The sequence below is a fragment of the Actinomycetospora sp. CA-101289 genome (assembly GCF_050955895.1).
GTDB lineage: Bacteria > Actinomycetota > Actinomycetes > Mycobacteriales > Pseudonocardiaceae > Actinomycetospora.
The window spans coordinates 5,265,413-5,289,078 of record NZ_CP192093.1; the positions used below are offsets into that span (position 1 = coordinate 5,265,413).

Consider the following 23,666-nt stretch of genomic DNA (forward strand, 5'->3'; position numbering starts at 1 on the left):
CAGCGCGACGCAGGAGCGCTGACTGCCGCATCTCCTTGGCGCGACTAATGCGCGAAGTGGCGCGTCCCCGTGAGGTACATCGTCACCCCGGCCCGCTGGGCGGCCTCGATCACCTGCTCGTCGCGCACCGACCCGCCGGGCTGGACGACGGCCGCGACGCCCGCGTCGGCGAGCACCTCGAAGCCGTCCGGGAACGGGAAGAACGCGTCGGAGGCGGCGACGGAGCCGGCGACGCGGTCACCGCCGCGGGTGACCGCGAGCTTGGCCGCGTCGACGCGGTTGACCTGGCCCATGCCCACGCCGATCGTGGCGCCGCCGCGGGCGAGCAGGATCGCGTTGGACTTCACCGCGCGGCAGGCGCGCCAGGCGAACGCGAGGTCGGCGAGCTGCTCGGGCGACGCGGCGTCGCCGCACGCCAGCCTCCAGGAGGCGGGATCGTCGCCCGGCGCGTCGATCGCGTCGCGCTGCTGGAGGAGCAGCCCGCCGGAGATCGCCCGCTGCTCGGCCGCCGACGGCGCCCAGGCCGCGGTGAGCACGCGGATGTTCTTCTTGCGCGCCAGGATCTCCACCGCGCCGTCGGCGTAGGACGGGGCGACGATCACCTCGGTGAAGATCTCCGAGACGGTCTCGGCCATGGCCACGCTCACCTCGGTGTTGGCGGCGATGACCCCGCCGAACGCGCTGGTCGGGTCGCACGCGTGGGCTCGGCGGTGCACCTCGGCGACGTCGGTGCCGACCGCGATCCCGCACGGGTTGGCGTGCTTGATGATCGCCACGCAGACGCCGTCGTGGTCGTGCGCCGCGCGCCACGCCGCGTCGGTGTCGACGTAGTTGTTGTACGACATCTCCTTGCCGTGCAGCTGCGTCGCGCCGGCGATCCCGCTGGTGTTCTCGGGGTCGCCGTAGAGCGCCGCGGCCTGGTGCGGGTTCTCGCCGTAGCGCAGCACCGCGCGGCGCCGGGCGGTCATCCCCACCCACCCCGGGAACGGCGAGCCCCTATCGGCGTGCTCGTCTGGATCGGGGGCCAGCACGTTGCCCATCCACGAGGCGACGGCGACGTCGTAGGACGCGGTGTGCCGGAACGCCTCGGCCGCGAGCAGGCGCCGGTCGGCGAGCGCCACGCCGCCCTGGTGCGCCTGCTCGAGCACCCAGACGTAGCGCGTCGGGTCGGTGACGACGGCGACGGACTCGTGGTTCTTCGCCGCCGCGCGGATCATCGCCGGGCCGCCGATGTCGATCTGCTCGACGCAGTCGTCCGGGGACGCCCCCGACGCGACGGTCTGGGTGAACGGGTAGAGGTTGACCACCAGCAGGTCGAACGGCGCGATGTCCAGCGACTCGAGCGCCTGGGTGTGGGTGGGCAGGCGCGTGTCGGCGAGCAGCCCGGCGTGCACGCGCGGGTGCAGCGTCTTGACCCGCCCGTCGAGGCACTCGGGGAACCCCGTGACCTCCTCGACGCGCGTCACCGGGACGCCCGCGTCGGCGATCCGCGAGGCCGTGGACCCCGTGGAGACGATCTCGACGCCGGCCGCGTGCAGCCCGGTGGCGAGGTCGAGCAGGCCCGCCTTGTCGAAGACGCTGACCAGGGCGCGGCGGATCCGGCGCCGGCCCTCGGTGTGTGTGGCGGTGTGCGTGGTGGTCTGCGGCTCGGTGGCGGTCACGGGATCCTCACTCCTCGTCCGGTGACGGTGGCGCCGTGGCGGACCAGGGCCGCGACGGTCTCGACGAGCACGCGCCGCTCCACCACCTTGATGCGCTCGTGCAGCGTGTCCTCGGTGTCGTCGGGGTCGACGGTGACGGGCTCCTGCGCCAGCACCGGACCGGTGTCCACGCCCGCGTCGACGAGGTGCACCGTCGCGCCGGTGACCTTCACGCCGTAGGCGACCGTGTCGCGCACCGGGTGCGCACCCGGGAACGCGGGCAGCAGGGCGGGATGGGTGTTGATCGTGCGCCCGCCGAACTCGGCCAGGAACGCCGGGCCGAGCAGGCGGGCGAACCCCGCGGAGACGACGAGGTCGGGCTCGGTCCCCGCGACGGTCTCGGCCAGCGCGACGTCCCAGTCCGCGCGGTCGGCGTGGTCGGCGGGACGCACCACCGCGGTGCTCACGCCCGCGGCCGTCGCCCGGTCCAGCGCCCCGACGCCGGCCCGGTCGGAGACCACCGCGACCACCCGCGCCGGGTGCGCCGCGTCGTCGCCGGCGTCGAGGAGCGCCTGCAGCAGGCTCCCCGAGCCCGACGCCAGGACGGTGACGCGCGCGGGCGACGGCAGTCGCAGCCGGTGCTGCTCGGTGGTGGTCAGCGCTGCTCCTGGGCCGCGGCGGGTGTCCGTACCAGGTTAGGGGCCCGCTGCGCCGGACGCCGCAGCGCCCGTGTCCCCGGTGGGCTCGTCGGGTTCGGGGTCGGTGTCCGCCGCCCCGGGGGTCACGTCGGGGACGGGCGCCGGCGTCGCCGGCGTGACGGGCCGCGTGTCGCCGAGCGGCACGGCGAGCAGGGCGACCACGACGCCGGGGACGAGCACCCACCCGAGCGCCGCGAGCGCCACCGGCAGGGCCGGGATCGTCACGGGGTCGAACGGGCCCGCGCCGAGCCGCCCTCCCGACAGCGCGGCCGCGAGGCCCAGGAGCACCGCGGCGCCCACGGCCGCGGTCGCGGTCGCCCGGACGCGGGTCGCGGCGTCGCGCGCGGTGGGGGCGAGGCGCCAGCCCACGAGGCTGCCGACGGCCAGCGGGACCGCGAAGGCGAGGCCCGCCCAGCTCGGCGGCGGGCTCTGCGGCAGGAGCGCGGCCAGCGGGACCGGGGGCAGCAGGCCCGAGGTGATCCCGGTCGGCGCGGCCGAGGCGAGCCCGACCGACACCCCGGGGCCGAGCAGCCAGCCCACGGCCGCGACGACGGCGTTGGGCAGGTAGGCGACGCACAGCAGGGCGAGGCCCGCGCCGCTGCCGGCCTCGGGCGCGATGTCGGCGAACACGTCGTGCACCGCGGCCCCGTCGGCGAGCAGCCCCGCGAGCAGGAGCCCGGCCCCGGCCGTGAGCAGGGCCGTGGCCGCGAGGGCGGCGCCGCCCAGCCCGTGCCGCGCCCACGCCGGCAGGCGGCGCGGGAGGACCGCCACCCCACAGGGAGCCGCCGCCCCCGCCAGCGCGGCGAGGCCCGCGAGCAGCCCGCAGACGACCGCCGCGAGCGCCGGCGAGGCGTCCACCACGGCCTCCGGGGTCAGCAGCGCCGCGGCGAGCACCCCGATCACGGCGTGCGATGCGGCGGCGGTGGCCACCACCGGCACGAGGACGCCGTGCTGCGCGCCGGGCGGGCGCGCGGCCCCACCGGCCCCCAGGCGCCGGACGGCACCCCGGGCGACCCCGGCGACCAGCACCGCGAGCACCAGCGCCGGCGCGAGGGGCAGCACGCCGAGCGGCACCCCGGTGACCTGCAGGGGGACGAGGTGCGCGACCAGCCACAACGGGACCCCGACGGCCAGCGCCTGCCCGAGCCCCGGCTCGCCGCCCGGCGTGGTGCCGGACGCGAGCGCGGCGACGACGCCGGCGAGCACGACCGCCACCGCGTAGCAGACAGCGGGCGGCAGCAGCGCCACGCGCGCGAGCACCGGTAGCCAGGCCGGTGCGGCGGCCGGTGCGGTGTCCTCCGCCGCCGCGCGACGGGCGCGCCGCGGGCGGTCGCTGGTCGGCACCGTCACGACCCGAGGGTGTCAGGGGACGACGGCTCACCGTGGCCGCCACGCCGACGGGGAGCCGTGTCCTCGGGACACGGTTCCCGCCATCGACTCAGCGCGGCGGGGAGCCCCACTCGCCGCCGCGGCGCTCGTCGGGCGCGCCGTTGGCGCCCGGCGGGCGGCCGGGGTCCTCGCCCGACTCGTGGGCGCCGCGGTGCTCGCCCGGGGGCTGGGGTGCGACCGGGCCCCCGGGCGCCGGCGAGCCCGCCGCGGATCCGGAGGACCCGGCGCCGCCCGACGGGGCGCCCCAGCCGGCCCCGGCCGCGCCGCCCGCACCCGCGGCGGGCGTGCCGTAGCCGGGCGTCGCGCCGGCACCACCGGACGGCGGGGTGCCCTGCGGCGTCCCCTGCGGCGGGGTGTCCGACCCGGCGCCACCGGCGCCACCGGCCGGGCCCTGCGGGGAGGACGTGCCGAGCCCGGCGTCGTCACCCGCGCCGTAGGTCCCGAACCCGCCGCTCGCGCCCGCGGTCGGCGACACCGTGGTGCTCGCCGAGCCCGCGTCGTCCCGGTCGGACCGCCCGGCCTCGCCGGACTCGCGGCCGGGGCCGCCGGCCGCCGTGGCCCCGGGGACGACCTGGGTGGTGGCCGCGCTGCCGGGCCCCGCCCCCGCCGACGAGCCCGGGCTGCCGAAGCCGCCCATCGCGCCCGACGGCGGACCGACGGTGCCGCCCTGGGCACCCTGGCCGGGTCCACCCGGACCACGCGGCGCGGCGAACTGGCCCGAACCCGGGCCGGTGGGGCTGCCGTACCCGGGCTGGGCACCCGGCTGGCCGCCCGTGGGCGGGCCCTGCGGGGCACCGCCCCACGGGCCGCCGGACGCGCCGGCCCCGCCCGGGGCGCCGAACCCGGACGCCGCCGCGGACCGGTTGGACGCCGGCGCGTTGATGACGCCGGTGGCGAAGAGGGCGGCGACGACCGCGGCGATCGCCGCCAGCACGGCGAGCACCACCTGCACGATGAGCAGGCCGTCGGCGTAGGCGAGCAGCGGCAGCATCGCCAGCGCGCCGGTGACCCCGACGACCGCGCCCGGCACCAGCGTCTGGGTGGTGCGCGGCAGCAGCGACGCCGCGGTGAGCAGGCCGCCGGCCAGCACCAGCGGCAGGTAGAACAGCGCCCCGAAGGCCGCGCTGAGGTCGGACGCGACGCCCGAGGGCTCCGCCGACCCGAAGAAGGTCAGGACGTAGGCCAGCAGCGCCAGGACTCCCGCGGCCAGCGCTACCCCGCGCTCGGCGCCGGAGGCCCCGGACGCGCCACCCGTCCGCGTCGGGCCGGTGCCGCCGGACGCGCCGCCCGCCCCGGAGGTGTCCGGGGTGGACGTCGCGATCGTGGTGGTGGGCACCGGGAAGCTGCCCGAGCCGGGAGCACCCGGGCCCGGGCCGTAGCCCTGCCCGTATCCCTGGCCCTGGCCGCCCTGACCGCCGCCGTATCCCTGGCCCGCGTACCCCTGACCCGGCGCGCCGTAGGGCTGCTGGCCCGGCTGACCGGGCTGACCGGGCTGCCCGGGCTGGCCCTGCTGCCCCTGACCCGCGCCGGCCCAGGAGGACCCGCCGTAGGGCGAGCCGTACGGCGAGCCACCTACCGGGCCCCATCCGCCGGGCCCGGACCCGCGCTGTCCGGGCGGGCCCTGATTCGGTGAGCTCATCTGAGGTGTCCTCCCGGGACGGCGGCGTCGGCGGTGGGGCGTTCTCGACCGGGTCGCGCCCGGTCAGCCCCGCGAGACGAGCGAGCGGGCGAGGTCGGCGGTCTCGGTCGGCGTCTTGCCCACCTTGACCCCCGCGGCCTCGAGCGCCTCCTTCTTGGCCTGCGCGGTCCCCGCGGAGCCGGAGACGATGGCGCCGGCGTGACCCATCGTCTTGCCCTCGGGGGCCGTGAACCCCGCAACGTAGCCCACCACGGGCTTCGTGACGTTGGCCTTCACGTAGTCGGCGGCACGCTCCTCGGCGTCGCCGCCGATCTCGCCGATCATGACGATGGCCTCGGTCTCGGGGTCGGCCTCGAACGCCTCGAGCGCGTCGATGTGCGTGGTGCCGATGACCGGGTCGCCGCCGATGCCGATGGCCGACGAGAAGCCGAGATCGCGCAGCTCGAACATCATCTGGTAGGTCAGCGTGCCCGACTTGGACACCAGCCCCATCTTCCCGGGCCCGGTGATGTTGGCCGGGATGATCCCGGCGTTCGACTTGCCGGGGCTGATGATGCCGGGGCAGTTCGGGCCGATGATCCGGGTGCGGTTGCCGTTGGCGCAGGCGTGCGCCCAGAACCAGGCCGAGTCGTGCACCGGGATGCCCTCGGTGATCACGACGGCGAGCCCGATGCCCGCGTCGATGGCCTCGACCGCGGCGTCCTTGGCGAACTTCGGGGGCACGAAGAGCACCGAGACGTTCGCCCCGGACTCCTTCATGGCCTCCTCGACCCCGCCGTACACCGGCACGGTCGTGCCCGAGATCTCCACGGACGTGCCCGCCTTGCGGGCGTTCACGCCGCCGACGATGTTCGTGCCCGACGCCATCATCTTGGTGGCGTGCTTCATGCCCTCGGAGCCGGTGAGCCCCTGGACGATGACCTTGCTGTTCTCATCGAGGAAGATCGACATCTCAGGCTCCCGCCGCGGCCAGCTCGGCGGCCTTCGCGGCCGCGTCGTCCATGGTGTCCACCACCGTGACCAGGGGGTGGTTCGCCTCGGCGAGGATCCGGCGGCCCTCGTCGACGTTGTTGCCGTCCAGGCGGACGACCAGCGGCTTGGTGGCGTCGTCGCCCAGCATCCCGAGCGCCTCGACGATGCCGTTGGCCACCGCGTCGCAGGCGGTGATGCCGCCGAAGACGTTGACGAAGACGCTCTTGACGTCCTCGTCGCCGAGGATGACGTCCAGGCCCGCGGCCATGACCTCGGCCGAGGCGCCGCCGCCGATGTCGAGGAAGTTGGCGGGCTTCATGCCGCCGTGCTGCTCTCCCGCGTACGCGACGACGTCGAGGGTCGACATGACCAGCCCCGCGCCGTTGCCGATGATGCCGACCTGGCCACCCTCGAGCTTGACGTAGTTGAGGCCCTTCTCCTTGGCCTTGGCCTCGAGCGGGTTCGCGGTGCGCTCGTCGACCAGCTGCGCGTGCTCGGCGTGCCGGAAGTCGGCGTTCTCGTCGAGGGTGACCTTGCCGTCGAGCGCGATGACCCGGTCCTGCGGGTCGCGCACCAGCGGGTTGACCTCGACCAGCGTCGCGTCCTCGCCGACGAAGGTCTCCCAGAGCTTGACGATCACCTGCGCGGCCTCGTCGGCCACCTCGGCGGGCAGCTTGGCCTGCGCGACGATCTCGTCGGCCTTCGCGCGGTCGACGCCGGCGATCGCGTCGATCGGCACCCGGGCCAGCGCCTCGGGCCGCTCGACCGCGAGCTCCTCGATCTCCATGCCGCCCTCGGCCGACGCCATCGCCAGGAAGGTGCGGTTGGACCGGTCGAGCAGGAAGGAGAAGTAGTACTCCTCGGCGATGTCGCTGGCCTCGGTGACCAGGACCCGGTGGACGATGTGCCCCTTGATGTCCAGGCCGAGGATCGCCTCGGCCTTCTCCTTGGCCTCGGCGGGGTCCTTCGCCAGCTTGACGCCGCCGGCCTTGCCGCGACCGCCGGTCTTCACCTGCGCCTTGACGACGACCGCGGTGCCGATCTCCTGCGCGGCACGCTCGGCCTCCGCGGCGGTGTCGACGGTGCGACCGGGCAGGACCGGCACCCCGTGGGCGGCGAAGACGTCCTTCGCCTGGTACTCGTACAGGTCCACTCGTGAACTCTCCTCACCAACTCCCCGGCTCGCCGCCGGGGGTCGGCGGTGACCGGGCGAGGTCGCGGCGCGCGGGGCGCCCACGTCTCGACGGATGCGCGGCGACCCTATCGACGCCGGACGCCGCTGGTCCTGGCGACGGGGGCGACCCCGGCCACAGCCGGCCGTCCCGGGCCCCTGGATCGATCCACCCCGCCCCTCGGGCGGGCTCCCGCCGGTGTCCTTGATCGGTCTGGAAGGAGGCCCCGGCGGACACCGCAGGTGAACACCGCTTAACGTCAACCTCATGGACGTGACGGGAGTCATGTCGAGGGACACGCCGCAATCAGACGAGCACGCCGATAGGGGAGCTGGACCTGTGGATGCGGCAGCGGAGCCGGATGCAGGGCCGGACGCGTCGCCGGTCGACGCGCGCCCGCCGAGCGCCGTCTCGACGGTGGCCGGCGCCCTGTGGCGCGGCGTCGGCTACGCCGCTCGCACCGTCGGGGTGCCCGCGGGGGTGCGGGGCCTGGCCGTCGAGCTGGCCTACACCGCGGTGCACCTGTCGCTCTACCCCTGGGGCCTGGTGGACGAGGTCCTCCGCCCGTCGGGCACCTTCGCCCACCACCGCACCGAGGCCTTGAGCCCCTCGCAGCGCAGCCTCGTCGTCGCCGACCTCGACGCCTCGACGACGCCCGTGCTGCTGGTGCACGGCATCGTCGACAACCGGTCGATCTTCGCGGTGCTCGCCCGGTCCCTGCGCCGGCGCGGCTTCGGCGTCGTGCACGCGGTGAACTTCAGCGTCCTCACCGCGTTCACCGGCGACATCCGCGTCGCCGCCCGCGAGCTGGGCCACCACGTCGAGCGCATCTGCGCGAGCACCGGCGCGGACCGCGTCCACATCGTGGGGCACTCGCTGGGCGGGCTGATGGCCCGCTACTACGTCCAGCGGCTCGGCGGCGACGCGCGGGTCGACACGCTCATCACGCTCGGGACCCCGCACCGGGGCAGCCTCATCGCGCACTTCCTGCCGCCCACGCGCGTGCCCCAGCAGCTCTGCCCGGGCTCGGACCTCGTGCGCGAGCTCGACGAGCCGGCGCCGGGCTGCCGCACCCACGTCGTGGCGGTGTGGAGCAAGCAGGACCAGCTGATCATCCCGCAGTCCGCGGCACGGCTCGAGCACCCGGACCTCAACGTGTCGGAGGTGGTGCTCGAGCACGTCGGGCACCTGTCGATGACCATCGATCCCGACGTCGTCCACCTCGTGACGCGGCTGCTCGCGCGCCAGCCGCTCGGCAGCGCGCGCGAGCGGGGTCGGGCGCTGGCGGGCTGACACCGCCCCGGATCGGACCGCGCGCCCTCACCCGGGGTGTCCGCGGCGTCCCGCACCGTCACGGATCGACGCAGCGTGACCTGGGCGGGCGCGCCGGCGACGAGCGGCGAGGACACGGCTGGACGAGTGAGCGGACGTCACCCGACCCGGTGATGACCGCTCGGCGCGCACGCCCGCACGCACGGCGTAGCGACCGGCTCAGGCGACTCGTGTCGTTTGCCCGCGTGCCGACCTCGTGGCTACCTTTCCGCCGTCCTCATCACGGTCAGGTCACGAACGGCATACGGATCGACCCCGAACGTTCCGTCAGGGCTCCCCGGCCCACGCCGCCGCGACCGGCCCCGATCTGCGGGAAGGATGGTCTTGGCGCACAGCTCCCCACGCCCGCCGTCCGCGCCCCTCTTCTTCGGTCTCAGCCCGGCCCTCGCGGGCGGACCGTCGTCGCCGCGCTTCCCCGACCTCGGCGGCCTCGCCGGCGGCCTCCCCGGGCTCGGTGCCCGCGGCGGACGCCGCGGCGTTGACGCCGCCGGTCTCGTCACCGGCCCCGGGCGCTCCCCGGGCGCGCTGCCGGCCCGCCCGATCGGCGTCCGCCCCGGCCCGGCCGCCCCCGCGCGCGACCCCCGCCCCGAGGAGCCCCGCGCCGGCGGCCACCCCGTCGAGCGGCTCGAGCCCCAGGGACCCGAGCACGACCCGCGGCGCGCTCCCCAGCGCCGCGACGTGCGCGGCGACCGCCGCCCGGCGCCCCCGACCGGCCGCCAGACCGGCCCCTCGCCCCTGCGCGGACGCCTCGCGGTGGCCGCGGTGGCCGCCGGCGCGCTCGCGACGGCGGGCCACAGCCTCGCCGGGCTCGGCGCGCTGGACGACACGTCCTCCACCACCGCCGAGCTCGCCCTCGCCTCGGAGCGCGCCACCGACCGCGACACCTCCGCGGCGCCGGGCAGCAGGTCCACCGGCCTCGACGCGGCCACCTCCGGCGTGCTGCCGGTGATCGCGCCCGCCACGTCCGCGGCCGCCGCCTCGAGCACCGAGGCGTCGTCCGACGAGGGACCGGGGCAGGTCAGCTCGATCGCCAAGGCCGCCGAGCGCTCCGCCGCCCAGGCCCGCGCCGCCGCCGAGGCCGCGCGTCCCGACTTCGTCAAGCCGGCCGAGGGGCGCTTCACCTCGGGCTTCGGCGCGCGCTGGGGCAGCTCGCACCGCGGCGTCGACATCGCCGGGCCCATCGGCACGCCGATCGTCTCGGTCGGCGACGGCACGGTCATCGAGTCCGGCCCGGCCAGCGGCTTCGGCATGTGGGTCAAGGTCCAGCTCGAGGACGGGACGATCAACGTCTACGGGCACGTCAACCGCTCCTACGTCGAGGAGGGCCAGCGGGTCCGGGCCGGCGAGGAGATCGCCGAGATCGGCAATCGCGGCCGCTCGACCGGCCCGCACCTGCACTTCGAGGTGTGGACCGAGGGTGGTAACAAGATCAACCCGCTGCCGTGGCTCGCCGAGCGCGGCATCTCGCTGGGTGGTCAACAGGACTAGTCCGCTCCCCGCAGGACGACCTGGGCCCCGGCGCACGTGCTCCGGGGCCCTCGTCGTGGGTGGGGGCGCGTGACCTACAGCTTCGTGAGCGGCACGCCGCCGATGAGCATCAGCCGCACGGTGCCCGACGACCCGAAGTCGATGGTGGCCGTGGCCCGCGAGCCGACGCCGTCGACCGAGGTGACGGTGCCGAGGCCGTACTTGTCGTGGCTGACGCGGTCGCCGACGTCGAGGGAGATCGTCGGCGCCTCCTTCCAGTCCGGGCGCATCGGCGAGGGGCGCGAGGGCCGCCCGCTGATGTCGGTGCCCGGGCTGGCCCAGCGGCCGGCCCCGAAGCGCGTGCGCCCGACCGGGGAGGAGCGCTCGGAGCTGGGCTCGACGCGGCGCCACTCCCACACGTCGGCGGGGACCTCGTCGAGGAAGCGCGAGGGCGGGTTGGCCTGCGGCTGCCCGAACGCCGAGCGCATGACCGCGCGCGAGAGGTAGAGCCGCTGCTGGGCGCGGGTGATGCCGACGTAGGCGAGCCGCCGCTCCTCGGAGAGCTCGGCGGGGTCGGCCAGCGCGCGTGAGTGCGGGAAGACACCGTCCTCCCAGCCCGTCGTGAACACCACCGGGAACTCGAGGCCCTTCGCGGTGTGCAGCGTCATCAACGTGACGACGCCGTCCCCGCCGTCGGGGATCGAGTCGGCGTCGGCGACCAGCGAGACGCGCTCGAGGAAGGCCTCCAGCGAGCCGGGCGCCGGGCCGTCGTCATCCCCGCCCGCGGCCTGCTGCTGCTCGGGGGTCTGCTCCTCGGCCACCACCGTGTCGTCGAGGCCCTCGGCGTTCAGCGCGTCCTGGACGAACTCGCGGGCGACGCTGACGAGCTCCTGGAGGTTCTCGAGGCGCGACTGCTCCTGCGGGTCCTCCGAACCCTCGAGCTCGGCGCGGTAGCCGGAGCGGTCGAGGATGGCCTCGACCACCTCGTCGACCGGCGCGCCCCCGGCGAGCGTGGCCGCGAGCCCGTCGAGCATCTCGACGAAGTCGGCGATGTTGCGCTGCGAGCGCGTCGCGAGGCCGTGGACCTCGCCGGCGGCCGCGCGGCGCAGGGCGGCGGCGAACGTGGTGCGCTCGCGGTCGGCGGCGTCGGCCACCACCGACTCGGCGCGGTCGCCGATGCCGCGCTTGGGCACGTTGAGGATGCGCCGCAGCGCGACCGTGTCCTCGGGGTTGGACAGCACCTTGAGGTAGGCCAGCGCGTCGCGGACCTCGCGGCGCTCGTAGAACCTGACGCCACCGACGATCTTGTAGGGCAGCCCGAGGCGGACGAACACGTCCTCGAAGACCCGGGACTGGCCGTTGGTGCGGTAGAAGACGGCCACCTCGCCGAAGCGGACCTCGCCCGCGTCCACCAGGCGGTCGATCTCGGCGGCGACGAACGCGGCCTCGTCGTGCTCGTTGTCGGCGACGTAGCCGACGACCTTCTCGCCGTCGCCCGCATCGGTCCACAGGCGCTTGTCGCGACGGTCGGCGTTGCGGCTGATGACGGCGTTGGCCGCGGTGAGGATGTGCTGGGTGGAGCGGTAGTTCTGCTCGAGCAGGATCGTGCGCGCCTCGGGGTAGTCGCGCTCGAACTCGACGATGTTGCGGATGGTGGCGCCGCGGAAGGCGTAGATCGACTGGTCGGCGTCGCCGACGACGCACAGCTCCGCCGGGGGCACCGCGCCGTCGTCGCTGCCCGCGGCCAGGGCGCGGACCAGCATGTACTGCGCGTGGTTGGTGTCCTGGTACTCGTCGACCAGGATGTGCCGGAACCGGCGGCGGTAGTACTCGGCGACGTCGGGGAAGCGCGTCAGCAGGTCGACCGTGCGGCCGATGAGGTCGTCGAAGTCGAGCGAGTTCGACTGCTGCAGCCGCTGCTGGTAGACGGCGTACACCTCGGCGGTGCGCTTCTCCGCCTCGGTGGTGGCGGCGTCGGCGGCCTCGATCGGCGAGACCAGCTCGTTCTTCCACGCCGAGATGCGCGCCAGCACCCCGCGCGGCGAGTACTTCTTGGCGTCGAGGTCGAGCCCCCGGGCCACCGACGCGACGAGGCGCCGCGAGTCGTCGGCGTCGTAGATCGAGAACGTGGAGCTCAGCTCGAGGTGGCGGTACTCGCGGCGCAGGATGCGCACGCACATCGAGTGGAACGTCGAGACCCACATCGCGTTGCCGCGGCGCCCCACCAGCGCGGCCACGCGCTCGCGCATCTCGGCGGCGGCCTTGTTGGTGAACGTGATGGCCAGGAACTGGCCCGGCCCGACCCCCTGGTGGCGCATCTGCCAGGCGATGCGGTGGGTGAGCACCCGCGTCTTGCCCGACCCCGCGCCCGCCACGATCAGCAGCGGCGACCCGGCGTGCACCACGGCCTCGCGCTGGGGCGGGTTCATGCCCTCGAGCAGCGGGTCGGTCGCCGGGTCGGGGCGGCCGGTGTCCCGGCGGACGGCACCCCCGGCGGCGGCGTCGCCACCCCCGGCGGCCGCGGCGGCGAGGCGCCGGGACAGGGCGGACGCCGCGGAGCGCACCGGCGGGCCCGACGGGGCGTCGGACCCCGTGTCGGACTCGGGGGGGCGGGTGGCGCGGCCGGTGCTCATCGTCGTCCCACGCTACCGGGGCCCCCCGACAGCGCGGGACGTCGCGCTCCCGGGTGAGCGGTTGGCGCGGCGGGGGGTCGATGGCATGATGACCGCCGTGCACGTGCGGACGCCTCGATTTTCCTACGGGTACCGGCTCCCGGTCCCCGTGGACAGCTGACGCGCCCGCCGCGCCCGACCCACGCCGCCCCGGAGTCCACGGACCCCGGGGCGTTCTCGTGTCCGGGGTCGTGGGCCCGCCGACGCCCCGACCCGCCCGGACACCCCAGGAGGCCGATCCCGTGAGCGCCACCACCAGCTCCACCCCGCCCGCCGCCGACGACGAGCCCGGCGAGGGCGACGAGCCCACCGGCGGCCCCGTCGCCCTCGCCCCGGCCACCGCGGACGAGATCCCCGCGCTGCGCGAGGAGATCGACGCGATCGACGCCGACCTGCTGCGCCTGGTCAAGCGGCGCTCCGAGATCTCCCAGCGCATCGGGCTCGCCCGGATGGCCGCCGGCGGGCCGCGCATCGTCTACAACCGCGAGATGCAGGTCCTCGCCCGGTTCCGCGAGCTCGGCAGCGAGGGCCGCGAGCTCGCGATGCTGCTGCTGCGCCTCGGCCGCGGCCGCCTGGGCGGCCGGAGCTGACGCCCCGGGGACGGTCCCGAGGACACGATCGCGCGCCGACCACGGCGGACGAGCACCGACCACACGCGCGCGGTGGCAGGCTGGTGACATGGGATCCGTCATCGACCTGATCGCCACGATCGTCACCGTGCTCAGCCTGCTCGCGGCGGTGGGGTACGGCGGCTACCTCTTCATGATCTCGTCGGTGGCCTCGAAGCGGCCGGGCGCGACCCACCTCGCCGTCGACGCCCGCAAGCGCCTCCCGGCCGCCGTCGGGCTGGGCCTCGGCGCGCTCGTCGCGCTGCTCATCACCCGCGGCGAGAGCGTCCCGTGGGACGTCATCGGGCTGCTCGTCGGCGGTGGCGTGGGCCTCGTCGCGGTGAACCAGCTGCAGACGGCCCGCAAGCGGCTGGCCGCGCCGCCGCGCTGAGCTGAACGGCCGTTCCCGCACGACGAGCGGTCGACGACCGTCGTCCGTCGGCCGGAACGCTCGTCCGCCGTCCACGAGCCCGGGGGACACGCCCACTGGGCGACCACACCCGGACGATGGCACCACACCCCTGGACGGCCGCTCCCGGTTCGGATGACGTGCGAGTAACCCTTTCCGTACACACACGGTGGACGGCGGGTCCCCGATCCGGTGAACCCCGGGCGGGAACGTGCACGGGAGCGAGGAGCGGCGCGATGGGCGAGGGTGTGGGGCGGCACGCCTGGGTCGACGAACCGGAGTCCGGCGCCCTGCTCGCGCCGCCCACGGTGCCACCGCCCGCCGCGCCCCCCGAGGCCGCGGACGTCGAGGATGCCGAGCGCGACGACGACCCCGCCGCCCCGGCCCTCATCACGCTGGTCCCCACGCCCCGCCGCGCCGTCGACGACCTCACCGCCGTCCCCCACCGCGACGTCCCCGGCCACACCGACGGCATCCCGGTCACCGAGATCGTGGCCCGCCTGGCCGCCCCGCCCGCGACCGAGGTCGAGGCCGAGCAGCAGGACACGGACGCCGACGACGAGACCGAGGCCGTCCCGGCCCCCCGCGTCCGCCCGACCCCGACCCCCGGCCGGTCGGCGCGCCGCCAGACCAACCCCTTCCAGCGCGGCCGCGGCCGCACGCTGGGCGCGAGCACCGGGGTGCTGCTGGTCGCGGGCGCGATGGCGGGCGTCGCGAGCGTGCCCGTGCCGCAGCTGCCCCTCCAGGAGAGCCCGCTCCCCGGCACGCCGGTGGCGCTCCCGCCCGTGGTCCCCGGCCTCGCGCCGGGCGTCCCGGGAGCCGCTCCCGGCGCCGTGGCCGGCGCGCCCGGGACGACGCCGGTGACGCTCAGCGCCGCGGTGACCGACCTCGGTCCGGGCCTGGGCGTCCTCGGCCTCCCGGGCGCGCCGGGCCTCGCCGGCACCGGCCTCGTCGGCGCGGGCGCGCTCGGGCCGGGCGTCGCGCAGCCCGGGACGGTCACGCCCGGCGGTGGCGGCACCGCCGCGCCCGCCGGCCCCGGAGGGACGGGCGGCACGGGCGGGGGCGGCGGCGGCGGCATCGACCTCGGCGGCCTGTTCCCCGGCGGGAACGGGGGCTCGGGAGGCACCGGCGGGTCCGGTGGCAGCGGGGGCTCCGGTGGCGGCACGGGCGGGTCCGGCGGCGGCGGGTCGGCCGGCACCCCGGGCGTCGTGGGCACGGTCGGCAACGTCGTCGGCGGGGTCACCGACGGCCTCGGCGGCGCGCTGCCCGAGCCGGTGCGCACCCCCGTGCGGGGTCTCGGCGGCACGGCCGCGCAGACGCTGCGCACGGTCGAGGACGACGTCGTCGCCCCGGTGGCCGACGCCGCGACCGACACCGTCGCCGAGGTCGGCGGGACGACGAACCGCACCCTGCGCGCCACCACCGACGACGTCGTGGAGCCCGTGACCGACGAGGTCACCGACACCGTCGACGACGTCGGCGAGACCGCGGGCGACGCGCTCGAGGACGTCCCCGCGGTGGGCGGCACCACCGCCCGGCTCGTCGAGGACACCACCGACACCGTCGACGAGACCGTCGACGACACCGTGGAGGGCGTGGGCGACGTCGTCGACACCGCGGGCGACACGGTCGAGGGCACGACGGACACGCTCGGCGACACGGTCGACGGCCTGCTGGGCGGCTCCTGAGCGGCTCGCGACCCCCGTGCACCCGTCCGCGGGCACGTGGTCGTCACCCGGTCGGGACCTCTACTGTGACCCTCGTGCACACGCGGACCGGGAGCTGCCGGTGAGCTCTCCCCGCGTGGTCGCCGGGCGCTACCGCCTCGAGGAGCGCATCGGTGCCGGCGCCATGGGCGTCGTCTGGCGGGGCACCGACGAGCGGCTGGGCCGGGTCGTGGCCGTCAAGCAGGTGTTCCTGCACGCCGGGCTGGACGAGCGCGAGGCCGAGGAGGTCCGCCAGCGCACCCTGCGCGAGGGCCGCATCGCCGCCCGGCTCCAGCACCCGCACGCCATCTCGGTGTTCGACGCCTCGATCGAGGGCGACGAGCCGTGGCTGGTCATGGAGTACCTGCCCTCGCGCGCGCTCTCCGGCGTGCTCGCCGAGCAGGGCACGCTCGAGCCGCGGACGGTGGCGCGCATCGGGCGCCAGGTGGCCGACGCCCTGGACGCGGCGCACCAGGCCGGCATCGTCCACCGCGACGTGAAGCCCGGCAACGTGCTGCTCGGCGCCGACGGCACCGTCAAGATCACCGACTTCGGCATCTCGCGGGCCACGGGCGACCTCACGCTCACCCGCACGGGGATGCTGGCCGGCACGCCCGCCTACCTCGCCCCCGAGGTGGCCCGCGGCGAGGACTCCACGTCGGCGTCCGACGTGTTCTCCCTCGGCGCCACGCTCTACGCCGCGGTCGAGGGCATGCCGCCCTTCGGCGCCGACGACAACGCCCTCGCGCTGCTGCACGCCGTCGCCGCCGGCCAGGTCATCCCCCCGACGCAGGCCGGCCCGCTGACCGCGTTGCTCATGCGCCTGCTGCGCGACGACCCCAGCGAGCGCCCCACCGCCGCGCAGGCGCGCCAGGAGCTCGGCCGGATCGCACACGCGGGCGGGCGGGCGGAGGCGCCGCTGGCCGACCTCGTGCCGCTGGGTCCGGCGGGGGTGGGTCCGTCGGGCGCACCCGCGGTGCCCGAGGCGCGGCAGTCGTCGGACCAGTGGATGGGCCCGCCCGCCGGTGGGCCCGCGGCGCCGCCGCCCGGGTCCGACGGCGGTGGTCCCGCGCCGGCCGGTCCACCGACCCGCCAGGGCCTGCCCGCCCCGCCGGTCTCGCGGCGCCGGGCCCCCCGCCGCCGCCCGACGCTCGCGGTGGCCGTGGCGGTGCTGCTCGTGGCGCTGGTCGCCGGCGGCGTCGTCGGTGTCGCGCTGCTCTCGTCGTCGGACACCGGCTCGACCGGGGCGACGGTCGGCGCGCCCCCGCAGGGCGAGGTCGGCGACCCGCAGGCCGCGATGGTGTCCGCCGTGCGCGACTACTACGGCGTGGTCACCGGCAACGAGGCCGCCGGCTGGGCGCGCCTCGGCCCGAACCTGCAGGCGCGCACCGGCGGGTTCTCGGCCTACCAGGCGTTCTGGAGCACCATCCGCTCCGTCGAGGTCGCCGACGCCACGGCGATCGACGCCGACACGGTGCGCGCCACCCTCGAGTTCGCGCCCGAGGGCCGCGACCGCACGACCGAGGTGCACGAGCTCGGCATGGTCCGCGGCCCCGACGGCCGCTGGCTCATCGACACCGATGAGAGCGTCGAGGGCGCCAGCCCCCGCGCCGCGGCCACCGGGCTGAGCCTCGAGCGGCCGGTCGCCGAGGTCGCAACGCCCAGCCCGGCGCCGTCGCCCGCGGCGAGCCACGCCGAGGACCACGGTCGCCACGACGGCGACCGGGCCCGGGACGACCGCGGCGGCGACCGTGGCGGCGAGCGCGACGGTGAGGCCGGCGGCGGTCCCGGTGGCGGCGGTGGCGGCGGTGGCGGCGGAGACGGTGAGGACGACCGCGGCGGGGACGAGGGCGGCTCCGGCGGCGACAGCGGTGGACCCCGGGGCGGGGGCGAGGAGGAGGGCTGAGGCCCGTTGAGGCCCGTCCCCCTCAGACCAGGCGGCGGTCGCTCGCCCAGCGCGTGAGCTCGTGGCGGTTCGACGACTGGGTCTTGCGCAGCACGCTCGACACGTGGGTCTCGACGGTCTTCACCGAGATGACCAGCTCGGCCGCGATCTCTTTGTACGACCAGCCGCGCGCGAGCAGGCGCAGGACGTCGCGCTCGCGGCGGGTGAGCTGGTCGAGCTCGGGGTCGACGACGCCGGTCGCGCCGGGGCGGTCGGCGAAGGCGTCGAGCACGAAGCCGGCGAGGCGCGGCGAGAACACCGCGTCCCCGGCGTGCACGCGCACGATGGCGTCGGCGAGCTCGCGCCCCGAGATGGTCTTGGTGACGTAGCCCCGGGCGCCGGCGCGGATCACCGAGATGACGTCCTCGGCGGCGTCGGACACGCTCAGCGCGAGGAACACGACCTCGGGGTGCTCGGGGCGCGTGCGCGCGAGCACCGCCGCCCCGCCGCCGTCGGGCATGTGGACGTCGAGCAGCACGACCGCGGGCTGCCGGTGCGCGATGACGGCGACGGCCTCGTCGACCGAGCCGGCCTCGCCCACCACGCTGACGGTGTGCCGCGCACTCGTCTCGAGCTCGGCGCGCACCCCGCGCCGGAACAGGGCGTGGTCGTCGACGACGACCACGGTCACCGGGTCCGCGGGCTCGCTCACGGTGTCTCCTCGCTGGTGTCGGAGCTGGTTTCCTGGCCGCCCGCTGTGGCCCCGGCCCGGCGGCGGCGGGGCAGGACGAGGCCCACCTCGGTGCCCTCCCCCGGCGCGGTGCGCAGCCGCACCCGTCCGCCGTGGCGGGACATGCGGTCGCGCACGGAGCCGGCGAGGCCGCGGCGGTCGTCGGGCACCGCGTCCGGGTCGAAGCCGCAGCCGCGGTCGCGCACGAACACCTCGACGGTCTCGGGCTCGACCTCGGCGTACACGTCGATCTCGTCGACCCCGGCGTGCTTGGCCGCGTTGACCATGGCCTCGCGGGCGGCGGCGACCAGCGCGGTGGTGTCCGGGTCGGCGGGCGCGTCGCCCACCACGACCGGGGCCACCCGCACGCCGTAGGCGTCCTCGACCTCGCCGGCGGCGCCGGCCAGCGCGACCGCGAACGTGCCGTCCGCGGGGCCCGCCGCCCGGCCGGTGTCCCCGCCGGGCGGGCCGTAGAGCCAGGCGCGCAGCTCGCGCTCCTGGCTGCGTGCGAGGCGCCGGACCTCGCGGCCCGACGCGTCCTCGCCGGCCTGCTTCTGGATGAGGGCGAGCGTCTGGAGTACCGAGTCGTGCAGGTGGGCGGCGATGTCGGCACGCTCCTGGCCCCGGATGCGCTCGCGGCGCTCGGCGCCGAGCTCGCGGACCAGGCGCAGCCACCACGGCACGGTGAGCACGACGACGCCGGCGAGCGTGGCCAGAGCCGCGAGCAGGCCGAACTGGACCTGGGTGACGTCGACGTTGCCGAGCAGGAAGGTGGCGAGGCCCGCGGCCACGAGCAGCGCCCCGGCCAGCGCGCGGAGCAGACCGAGGCGGCGGCCGGCGAGCCAGCGCGAGCGTCCGACCGGCGGCGTGGCGGTGGTGTCGGCCTCGCGCCAGACCAGCGCGACGCCCGCGAGCGCCACGCCGAGCGGCCCGATCACCCAGCCCGAGAGCTGCCCGCCGAGCGCGGAGAGCGCGAACGCGAGGCCCACGCCCAGCGTCACGAGCGCGAGGCCCTGCTGGCGCTCGCGCGGCGGCACGTCGCGGCGCACCCCGCGCGGCTCGATCGGGCAGAACAGCCAGAGTCCGGCGTAGGCCAGGAACCCGGCGCCGCCGGCGGCCACGAGCACGACGAAGACCAGGCGGACGCGGAAGACGTCGACGCCGAGGTGGTCGGCGACCCCGCCGGCCACGCCCGCGACCACGGCGCCCTGGCGGCGGCGCCGGATGCGCGGCGGGCCGGGAGCGGCGGGGACGGGCGGCGGGACCGGGGCGACCGGCGCGGTGGCGGGCGCGACGGACTCGGGCGCGGGGTGTCCCGCGCGCCCGGCCGTCACCGTCTCCACCTCGTCCACGGGCTCATCGTCACACGTCACCGACCCCCGGCGGAGTGGTCACGACCCCCGTGCTCCTCGGGGTCGTCTCGGGGTCGGGACCGGGGTGGCTCCCGGAGGTCCCGGGGCTCCGCGCCGCGCAGTGTCGTGGTCACGGCCGGACAGGTCGGCCGGTCGACGAGGAGGATGAGGACGATGAGCAGTCCGGGGCAGGGGTCGCGGGCGCCGGCGGGAGCCGACGTCGGCGCGACCCTGCGGGACATGTGGGCCACGCGGCCCGCCCGTCTCAAGGAGGACCGCAAGGTCGCCGGCGTCGCCGCCGCGATCGCGCGGCGCTACGCGATCGACCCGACGCTGGTGCGGGTCGGGTTCGTGGTCTCGCTGTTCTACGGGGTCGGCCTGCTGGTCTACCTCGCCGGGATCCTCGTGCTCCCGCGGGTCGACGCGACCGGGCGCCGCGAGACGCCGGTGTGGGCGATCGTGATCGGGGCCCTGCTGGGCATCGCCGCGGTCGGCTCCGCGTTCTCCGGCGACCTGGGCACCGTGATCGGCGTCGTCGTCGTCGTGGCGCTGCTCTACCTGCTGCACCGCAGCCGCGCCCACCTGCGCGACCCGCAGCGTCCCGCCGCCGGGGCGGACGGCACCGGCGTGCCCGGCGAGCCCGGGGACACGGCCCGCCCGCCGTCCTGGGACCCGCTCGGCGCCGCCCCGTTCGCCTGGGACCTCCCCGAGCCCGCGGCGCCCCCGGCGCCGAAGCCGCCCCGGTCGCCGCTGGTGCCCGTGACGCTCGGCGTCGCCGTCCTCGCGGCCGGCCTCGTGGCCGGGCTCGGCCTGCTCGGTGTGGTGCCCCTCGGCGTCACGGCACTGGTCGGCACGGCGCTGGCCGTGATCGGCGCCGGCCTGGTCGTCGGCGCGTTCCTGCACCGCGGCCGCGGGCTGCTGGTGGCCGCCGTGCCGCTGGCGCTCGTGCTGGTGGCCGCCGCGAACGGCGCGGGCGACGGCCCGTGGCGCGACGGCCCGCCGTGGGCCGACGGTTTCGACGACGCCCGCCCGGGCTCGACCGAGACGCTCGGCGACGCCGACTGGGCGCCCGTCGGTGCGGTGGCCCCGGTGTACGAGACGGCCTGGGGCGACGCGCGCCTCGACCTGCGCGGCCTCGGGATCGGCCCGCCGGTGCGCACCGAGGTGCGCAGCGGCGCCGGCGACGTCACCGTGATCGTCCCGGCCACCGCCGACGTGACGGCGACGTGCGAGTCGGGCGGCGGCGACGCCGACTGTCTCGGCCTCGGCGCCGGCCCGATCACCGACCTGGGCCCCGACGGCCCGGGCGGTCCCGTGATCGACCTGCAGGCCGCCAGCGGTGGCGGCGACGTGGAGGTGCGCCGTGGATGACCGATCCCCTGACCAGCCCTACACGATCCACCAGGACGCGGGCGTGATCACCGACGACACCGGTGCGGTACCCGCCCGCCGGCCGGGACCCGACCCGCTGGCCCTGATGGCCGGCCTGACCGCGATCGTCGTCGCGATCCTCGCCCTCACCGGCGCGCTCGTGAGCGTCGACCCGCGCTGGGTCCTCGCCCTCGGCGCCGTGGGCGTCGGCGTCGGGGTGCTGCTCGTGACCCTGCGCCGCCGCTGACCCCGACGTTCCCCTGGCCGGTATCGCTCGCCCCGCGAGCGGTACCGGCCGGTGGCGTGTTCTCGGGGTGTCTCAGCCTGGGGGCCACGCTGGCGTTCAACGCGAGGAAATCACCCACCTCACGGCGCGGCGCCGGCGATGACCGCCACCGGCGCCGGCACCGCGACCCGCGCCCGCCGCCCCGCGAATCGCGGGAAGCCGGGGATGCGGGACAGCACACGCAACGCCCGGGGCGGACCGTCGTCGCCCGACCCGATGCGCTCGGCGGCGGCCCGCTCGGTGCGCACCTGCGCCCGCTGCTCGCGCTCCACCCCGGGCCGGCGCGCGCTCTCGAGGCCCGCGGCGGCGACATCGAGCTGGCGCGGGTCGGGCGGGGTGCGGCGCAGCGGGCCGACGAGGCGGTTGGCGAGGTCCGCGGCGTCGGCGAGCGCCAGGTTGATCCCGTTGCCCCCGACCGCGGAGACGACGTGCGCCGCGTCCCCGAGCAGCACCAGCCCGGGCCGCGTCCAGCGCTCGACGGTGGTGATGCGCACCGGCAGCAGCGTCAGGTCGCTGACGTCGCCGAGGTCGTCGAGCCGCCCGTCCAGCCACCCCAGCGCGCCGACCGCGGCGTCGCGCAGCGCGTCGACCCCGCGGGCACGGACCTCGGCCAGCGAGCCGGCGCGGATCGTCCAGCCGAGCTGCCAGTCGGCGCCCTGGTCGAGCAGGGCGAGGCTGCCGTGCGGGGTGCCGAAGAGGTCGAGCCCCGAGTACGACGGGTCGTCGTCGCGGCGGGGCAGGGCGTGCCAGAGGATGTCGAGGCTCGCGCCGAGCTCGGTGGCGGCGAGCCCCGAGGCCTGGCGGACCTTGGAGTTGCGCCCGTCGGCGCCCACCACGAGCGTCGCGTCGAGGACGTGCGTGACCGCGTCGACCGTGTACTCGACGCCCGACACCCGCCCGCCCTCGTCGTGGCGCAGCGATGAGAAGCGCGCGCCCATGTGCACCGTCGCCCCGTGCGCGCGGGCCCGGTCGGCGAGCCACGGCAGGAACTCGGCCTGCGGGAGCAGCGCGTAGAACGGGAACCGCGCGCTGGCGCCGCGGTAGTCGACGAGCGTCCAGGTGCGCGTCGCGGTGTGCCAGCGGAAGGCGTCGGTGCGGGTGTGCGGGACGTCGGCGAGCAGGGGCTCGGCGAGGCCGAGCGTGTCGAGGTACTCGAGCACGCCCGGGGCCAGCGTGTCGCCGCGGAAGCGACGGGCGAAGTCGCGGCGGGACTCCAGCAGGGTCACCTCCGCGCCGCCGCGCGCGAGGAGGTAGGTCAGGAGCACGCCGGCGGGGCCTCCGCCGACCACGACGACGCTGGTCACTCCATCACGGTACCTCTCGATCGTCGAACTATCGTGCCCACGGCGGCGCGAGACGCGTGCCGTCGGCCAGCTCCGCCTCGAGGCCCGGCGAGGTGGTGACCCAGACCGACGCGGCCGCGGCGCCGCCGTCGACGCGGAGCTCGGTGCCGGCGGGGACGAGGACGACGTCACCGCTGGCGACAGTGCTGGTCTCGCCGTCGAGGGTGACGGCGAGGTCGCCCTCGAGCACCAGCAGTACCTCCTCGCGGCTGGGCCGGTGGGGCGCGCCGACCTGGCCGGGCGGGACCTCGAGGCGCCAGGCGCAGAGCTCGGTGCTGCCGCGCGACGGGGCGACGAGGGCGTGGAACGCGGCGCCGTGGGCCTCGTGGCGGACGGCGTCGGCGGGGCGGAGGACGGGCATCGAAGGGCTCCTTCTGGTCAATGTTCTTGACCATTTAGTCAGCCTGCTTGACCACCGTGTCAAGCTCTCCCCGTGGACGACCGCGCCGCCACCGACCTGGCGATGCTCGTGCTGCGCGCGGCGACCGAGGTGGTCGACGGCGTGCAGGCCGGCATGGCCGCCCGGGGCTACGACGACGTGCGACCGACGCACGGCTTCGCGTTCGCGCGCATCGCCTCCGGCGACACGACCGTCGTCGACCTCGCCGAGCACCTGGGCACGACGAAGCAGGCGGCGTCGCAGCTGGTGGCGGGGCTGGTGGAGCGCGGCTACGTGGTCCGCGAGCCCGACCCGCGCGACGCCCGCGCCCGCCTGCTGCGGCTGACCGCGTCCGGCGAGGCGTGCACGCGCGCGGCGGAGGAGGCCGCGGCCGAGGTGGTCGCCGGCTGGGGCGACGTGCTGCCCGGGGCGTCGCTGGGCGCGCTGCACGCGATGCTGCGCCGCGTCGTGACCCCGGGGCCGCTGCGGCCGGCGTGGTGATCGTGGGGGCTTTCCTCGCGTTGAACGCCAGCGTGGCCCCCACGCTGGCACGAGGCACGCAACCCTTCCGCCCGCCCCGCTCGACCGGCACGCTGGCCCCACCACCGACGCCCGA

Annotated in this window: 20 protein-coding genes; 9 read left to right on the forward strand and 11 right to left on the reverse strand. The window is 76.7% G+C overall.

The features are described 5' to 3' along the window. Positions 1–44 precede the first annotated feature (44 nt). The 6 genes from purH to sucC form a co-directional block, all read right to left on the reverse strand. Positions 45–1,661: a bifunctional phosphoribosylaminoimidazolecarboxamide formyltransferase/IMP cyclohydrolase gene (gene purH / locus ACQPX6_RS26200; protein ID WP_433783608.1), complete on the reverse strand. Its 1,617-nt coding sequence runs from the start codon at positions 1,659–1,661 to the stop codon at positions 45–47. Further along, on the reverse strand, positions 1,658–2,275 hold the full coding sequence (gene purN / locus ACQPX6_RS26205; RefSeq protein WP_433788358.1) for a phosphoribosylglycinamide formyltransferase: 618 nt from the start codon (positions 2,273–2,275) through the stop codon (positions 1,658–1,660). The genes purH and purN overlap by 4 nt, the downstream gene beginning before the upstream one ends. A 60-nt stretch (positions 2,276–2,335) precedes the next feature. Further along, positions 2,336–3,688 carry a cell division protein PerM gene (locus ACQPX6_RS26210; RefSeq protein WP_433783609.1) on the reverse strand — a complete coding sequence of 451 codons (1,353 nt, stop codon included), beginning with the start codon at positions 3,686–3,688 and terminating at the stop codon, positions 2,336–2,338. An 88-nt stretch (positions 3,689–3,776) separates the two neighbouring features. Then, positions 3,777–5,366 carry a DUF5336 domain-containing protein gene (locus ACQPX6_RS26215; protein ID WP_433783611.1) on the reverse strand — a complete coding sequence of 530 codons (1,590 nt, stop codon included), beginning with the start codon at positions 5,364–5,366 and terminating at the stop codon, positions 3,777–3,779. A 63-nt stretch (positions 5,367–5,429) separates the two neighbouring features. Next, positions 5,430–6,317, reverse strand: coding sequence for a succinate--CoA ligase subunit alpha (sucD, locus tag ACQPX6_RS26220; protein WP_433783612.1), 888 nt, complete (start codon positions 6,315–6,317; stop codon positions 5,430–5,432). A gap of 1 nt (position 6,318) precedes the next feature. Further along, positions 6,319–7,491: an ADP-forming succinate--CoA ligase subunit beta gene (gene sucC, locus ACQPX6_RS26225; RefSeq protein WP_433783613.1), complete on the reverse strand. Its 1,173-nt coding sequence runs from the start codon at positions 7,489–7,491 to the stop codon at positions 6,319–6,321. Positions 7,492–7,927: 436 nt separating this feature from the next. On the opposite strand from sucC, the gene ACQPX6_RS26230 reads away from it, so the two are divergent. Together ACQPX6_RS26230 and ACQPX6_RS26235 are read left to right on the forward strand one after the other, a co-directional pair. Beyond that, a complete protein-coding gene (locus tag ACQPX6_RS26230; RefSeq protein ID WP_433783614.1) occupies positions 7,928–8,803 on the forward strand; it encodes an esterase/lipase family protein in 876 nt (291 codons plus the stop codon). Between the two features lie 363 nt (positions 8,804–9,166). After that, positions 9,167–10,330, forward strand: coding sequence for a peptidoglycan DD-metalloendopeptidase family protein (locus tag ACQPX6_RS26235; RefSeq protein WP_433783615.1), 1,164 nt, complete (start codon positions 9,167–9,169; stop codon positions 10,328–10,330). A 74-nt stretch (positions 10,331–10,404) separates the two neighbouring features. Here ACQPX6_RS26235 and pcrA read toward each other — a convergent pair whose 3' ends face one another. Beyond that, entirely contained in the window at positions 10,405–12,738 is a 2,334-nt protein-coding gene (gene pcrA / locus ACQPX6_RS26240) for a DNA helicase PcrA (RefSeq protein WP_433788359.1), read from the reverse strand. Between the two features lie 485 nt (positions 12,739–13,223). On the opposite strand from pcrA, the gene ACQPX6_RS26245 reads away from it, so the two are divergent. The 4 genes from ACQPX6_RS26245 to ACQPX6_RS26260 all read left to right on the forward strand — a co-directional run bounded on the left by ACQPX6_RS26245 (position 13,224) and on the right by ACQPX6_RS26260 (position 17,610). Continuing rightward, positions 13,224–13,571 carry a chorismate mutase gene (locus tag ACQPX6_RS26245; protein WP_433783617.1) on the forward strand — a complete coding sequence of 116 codons (348 nt, stop codon included), beginning with the start codon at positions 13,224–13,226 and terminating at the stop codon, positions 13,569–13,571. 88 nt (positions 13,572–13,659) lie between these two features. Then, positions 13,660–13,980 (forward strand): hypothetical protein, encoded by a 321-nt coding sequence (locus ACQPX6_RS26250; RefSeq protein ID WP_433783619.1) that lies wholly within the window; start codon positions 13,660–13,662, stop codon positions 13,978–13,980. Between the two features lie 254 nt (positions 13,981–14,234). Next, a complete protein-coding gene (locus ACQPX6_RS26255; RefSeq protein WP_433783620.1) occupies positions 14,235–15,686 on the forward strand; it encodes a hypothetical protein in 1,452 nt (483 codons plus the stop codon). 100 nt (positions 15,687–15,786) lie between these two features. Continuing rightward, a complete protein-coding gene (locus ACQPX6_RS26260; RefSeq protein ID WP_433783622.1) occupies positions 15,787–17,610 on the forward strand; it encodes a serine/threonine-protein kinase in 1,824 nt (607 codons plus the stop codon). 22 nt (positions 17,611–17,632) lie between these two features. Here the strand turns inward: ACQPX6_RS26260 and ACQPX6_RS26265 are convergent, their stop codons facing one another. After that, positions 17,633–18,301: a response regulator gene (locus ACQPX6_RS26265; RefSeq protein WP_433783624.1), complete on the reverse strand. Its 669-nt coding sequence runs from the start codon at positions 18,299–18,301 to the stop codon at positions 17,633–17,635. Continuing rightward, the gene (locus ACQPX6_RS26270) at positions 18,298–19,671 is read right to left on the reverse strand and encodes a sensor histidine kinase (RefSeq protein WP_433783625.1); all 1,374 of its coding nucleotides are present in this window, start codon (positions 19,669–19,671) and stop codon (positions 18,298–18,300) included. Before ACQPX6_RS26270 ends, ACQPX6_RS26265 begins: the two co-directional genes overlap by 4 nt. A gap of 174 nt (positions 19,672–19,845) precedes the next feature. On the opposite strand from ACQPX6_RS26270, the gene ACQPX6_RS26275 reads away from it, so the two are divergent. Both ACQPX6_RS26275 and ACQPX6_RS26280 read left to right on the forward strand, forming a co-directional pair. Further along, positions 19,846–21,042: a PspC domain-containing protein gene (locus tag ACQPX6_RS26275; protein WP_433783627.1), complete on the forward strand. Its 1,197-nt coding sequence runs from the start codon at positions 19,846–19,848 to the stop codon at positions 21,040–21,042. Further along, positions 21,035–21,289, forward strand: a complete 255-nt coding sequence (locus ACQPX6_RS26280) for a hypothetical protein (RefSeq protein WP_433783628.1) — start codon at positions 21,035–21,037, stop codon at positions 21,287–21,289. The genes ACQPX6_RS26275 and ACQPX6_RS26280 overlap by 8 nt, the downstream gene beginning before the upstream one ends. A gap of 119 nt (positions 21,290–21,408) precedes the next feature. Here ACQPX6_RS26280 and ACQPX6_RS26285 read toward each other — a convergent pair whose 3' ends face one another. Together ACQPX6_RS26285 and ACQPX6_RS26290 are read right to left on the reverse strand one after the other, a co-directional pair. Further along, positions 21,409–22,632: an FAD-dependent monooxygenase gene (locus ACQPX6_RS26285; protein ID WP_433783630.1), complete on the reverse strand. Its 1,224-nt coding sequence runs from the start codon at positions 22,630–22,632 to the stop codon at positions 21,409–21,411. Between the two features lie 28 nt (positions 22,633–22,660). Then, positions 22,661–23,032 (reverse strand): cupin domain-containing protein, encoded by a 372-nt coding sequence (locus tag ACQPX6_RS26290; protein ID WP_433783631.1) that lies wholly within the window; start codon positions 23,030–23,032, stop codon positions 22,661–22,663. Between the two features lie 72 nt (positions 23,033–23,104). Here ACQPX6_RS26290 and ACQPX6_RS26295 point away from each other — a divergent pair, with 72 nt between their 5' ends. After that, entirely contained in the window at positions 23,105–23,551 is a 447-nt protein-coding gene (locus tag ACQPX6_RS26295) for a MarR family winged helix-turn-helix transcriptional regulator (protein WP_433783633.1), read from the forward strand. The last annotated feature ends 115 nt before the right edge of the window (positions 23,552–23,666 follow it).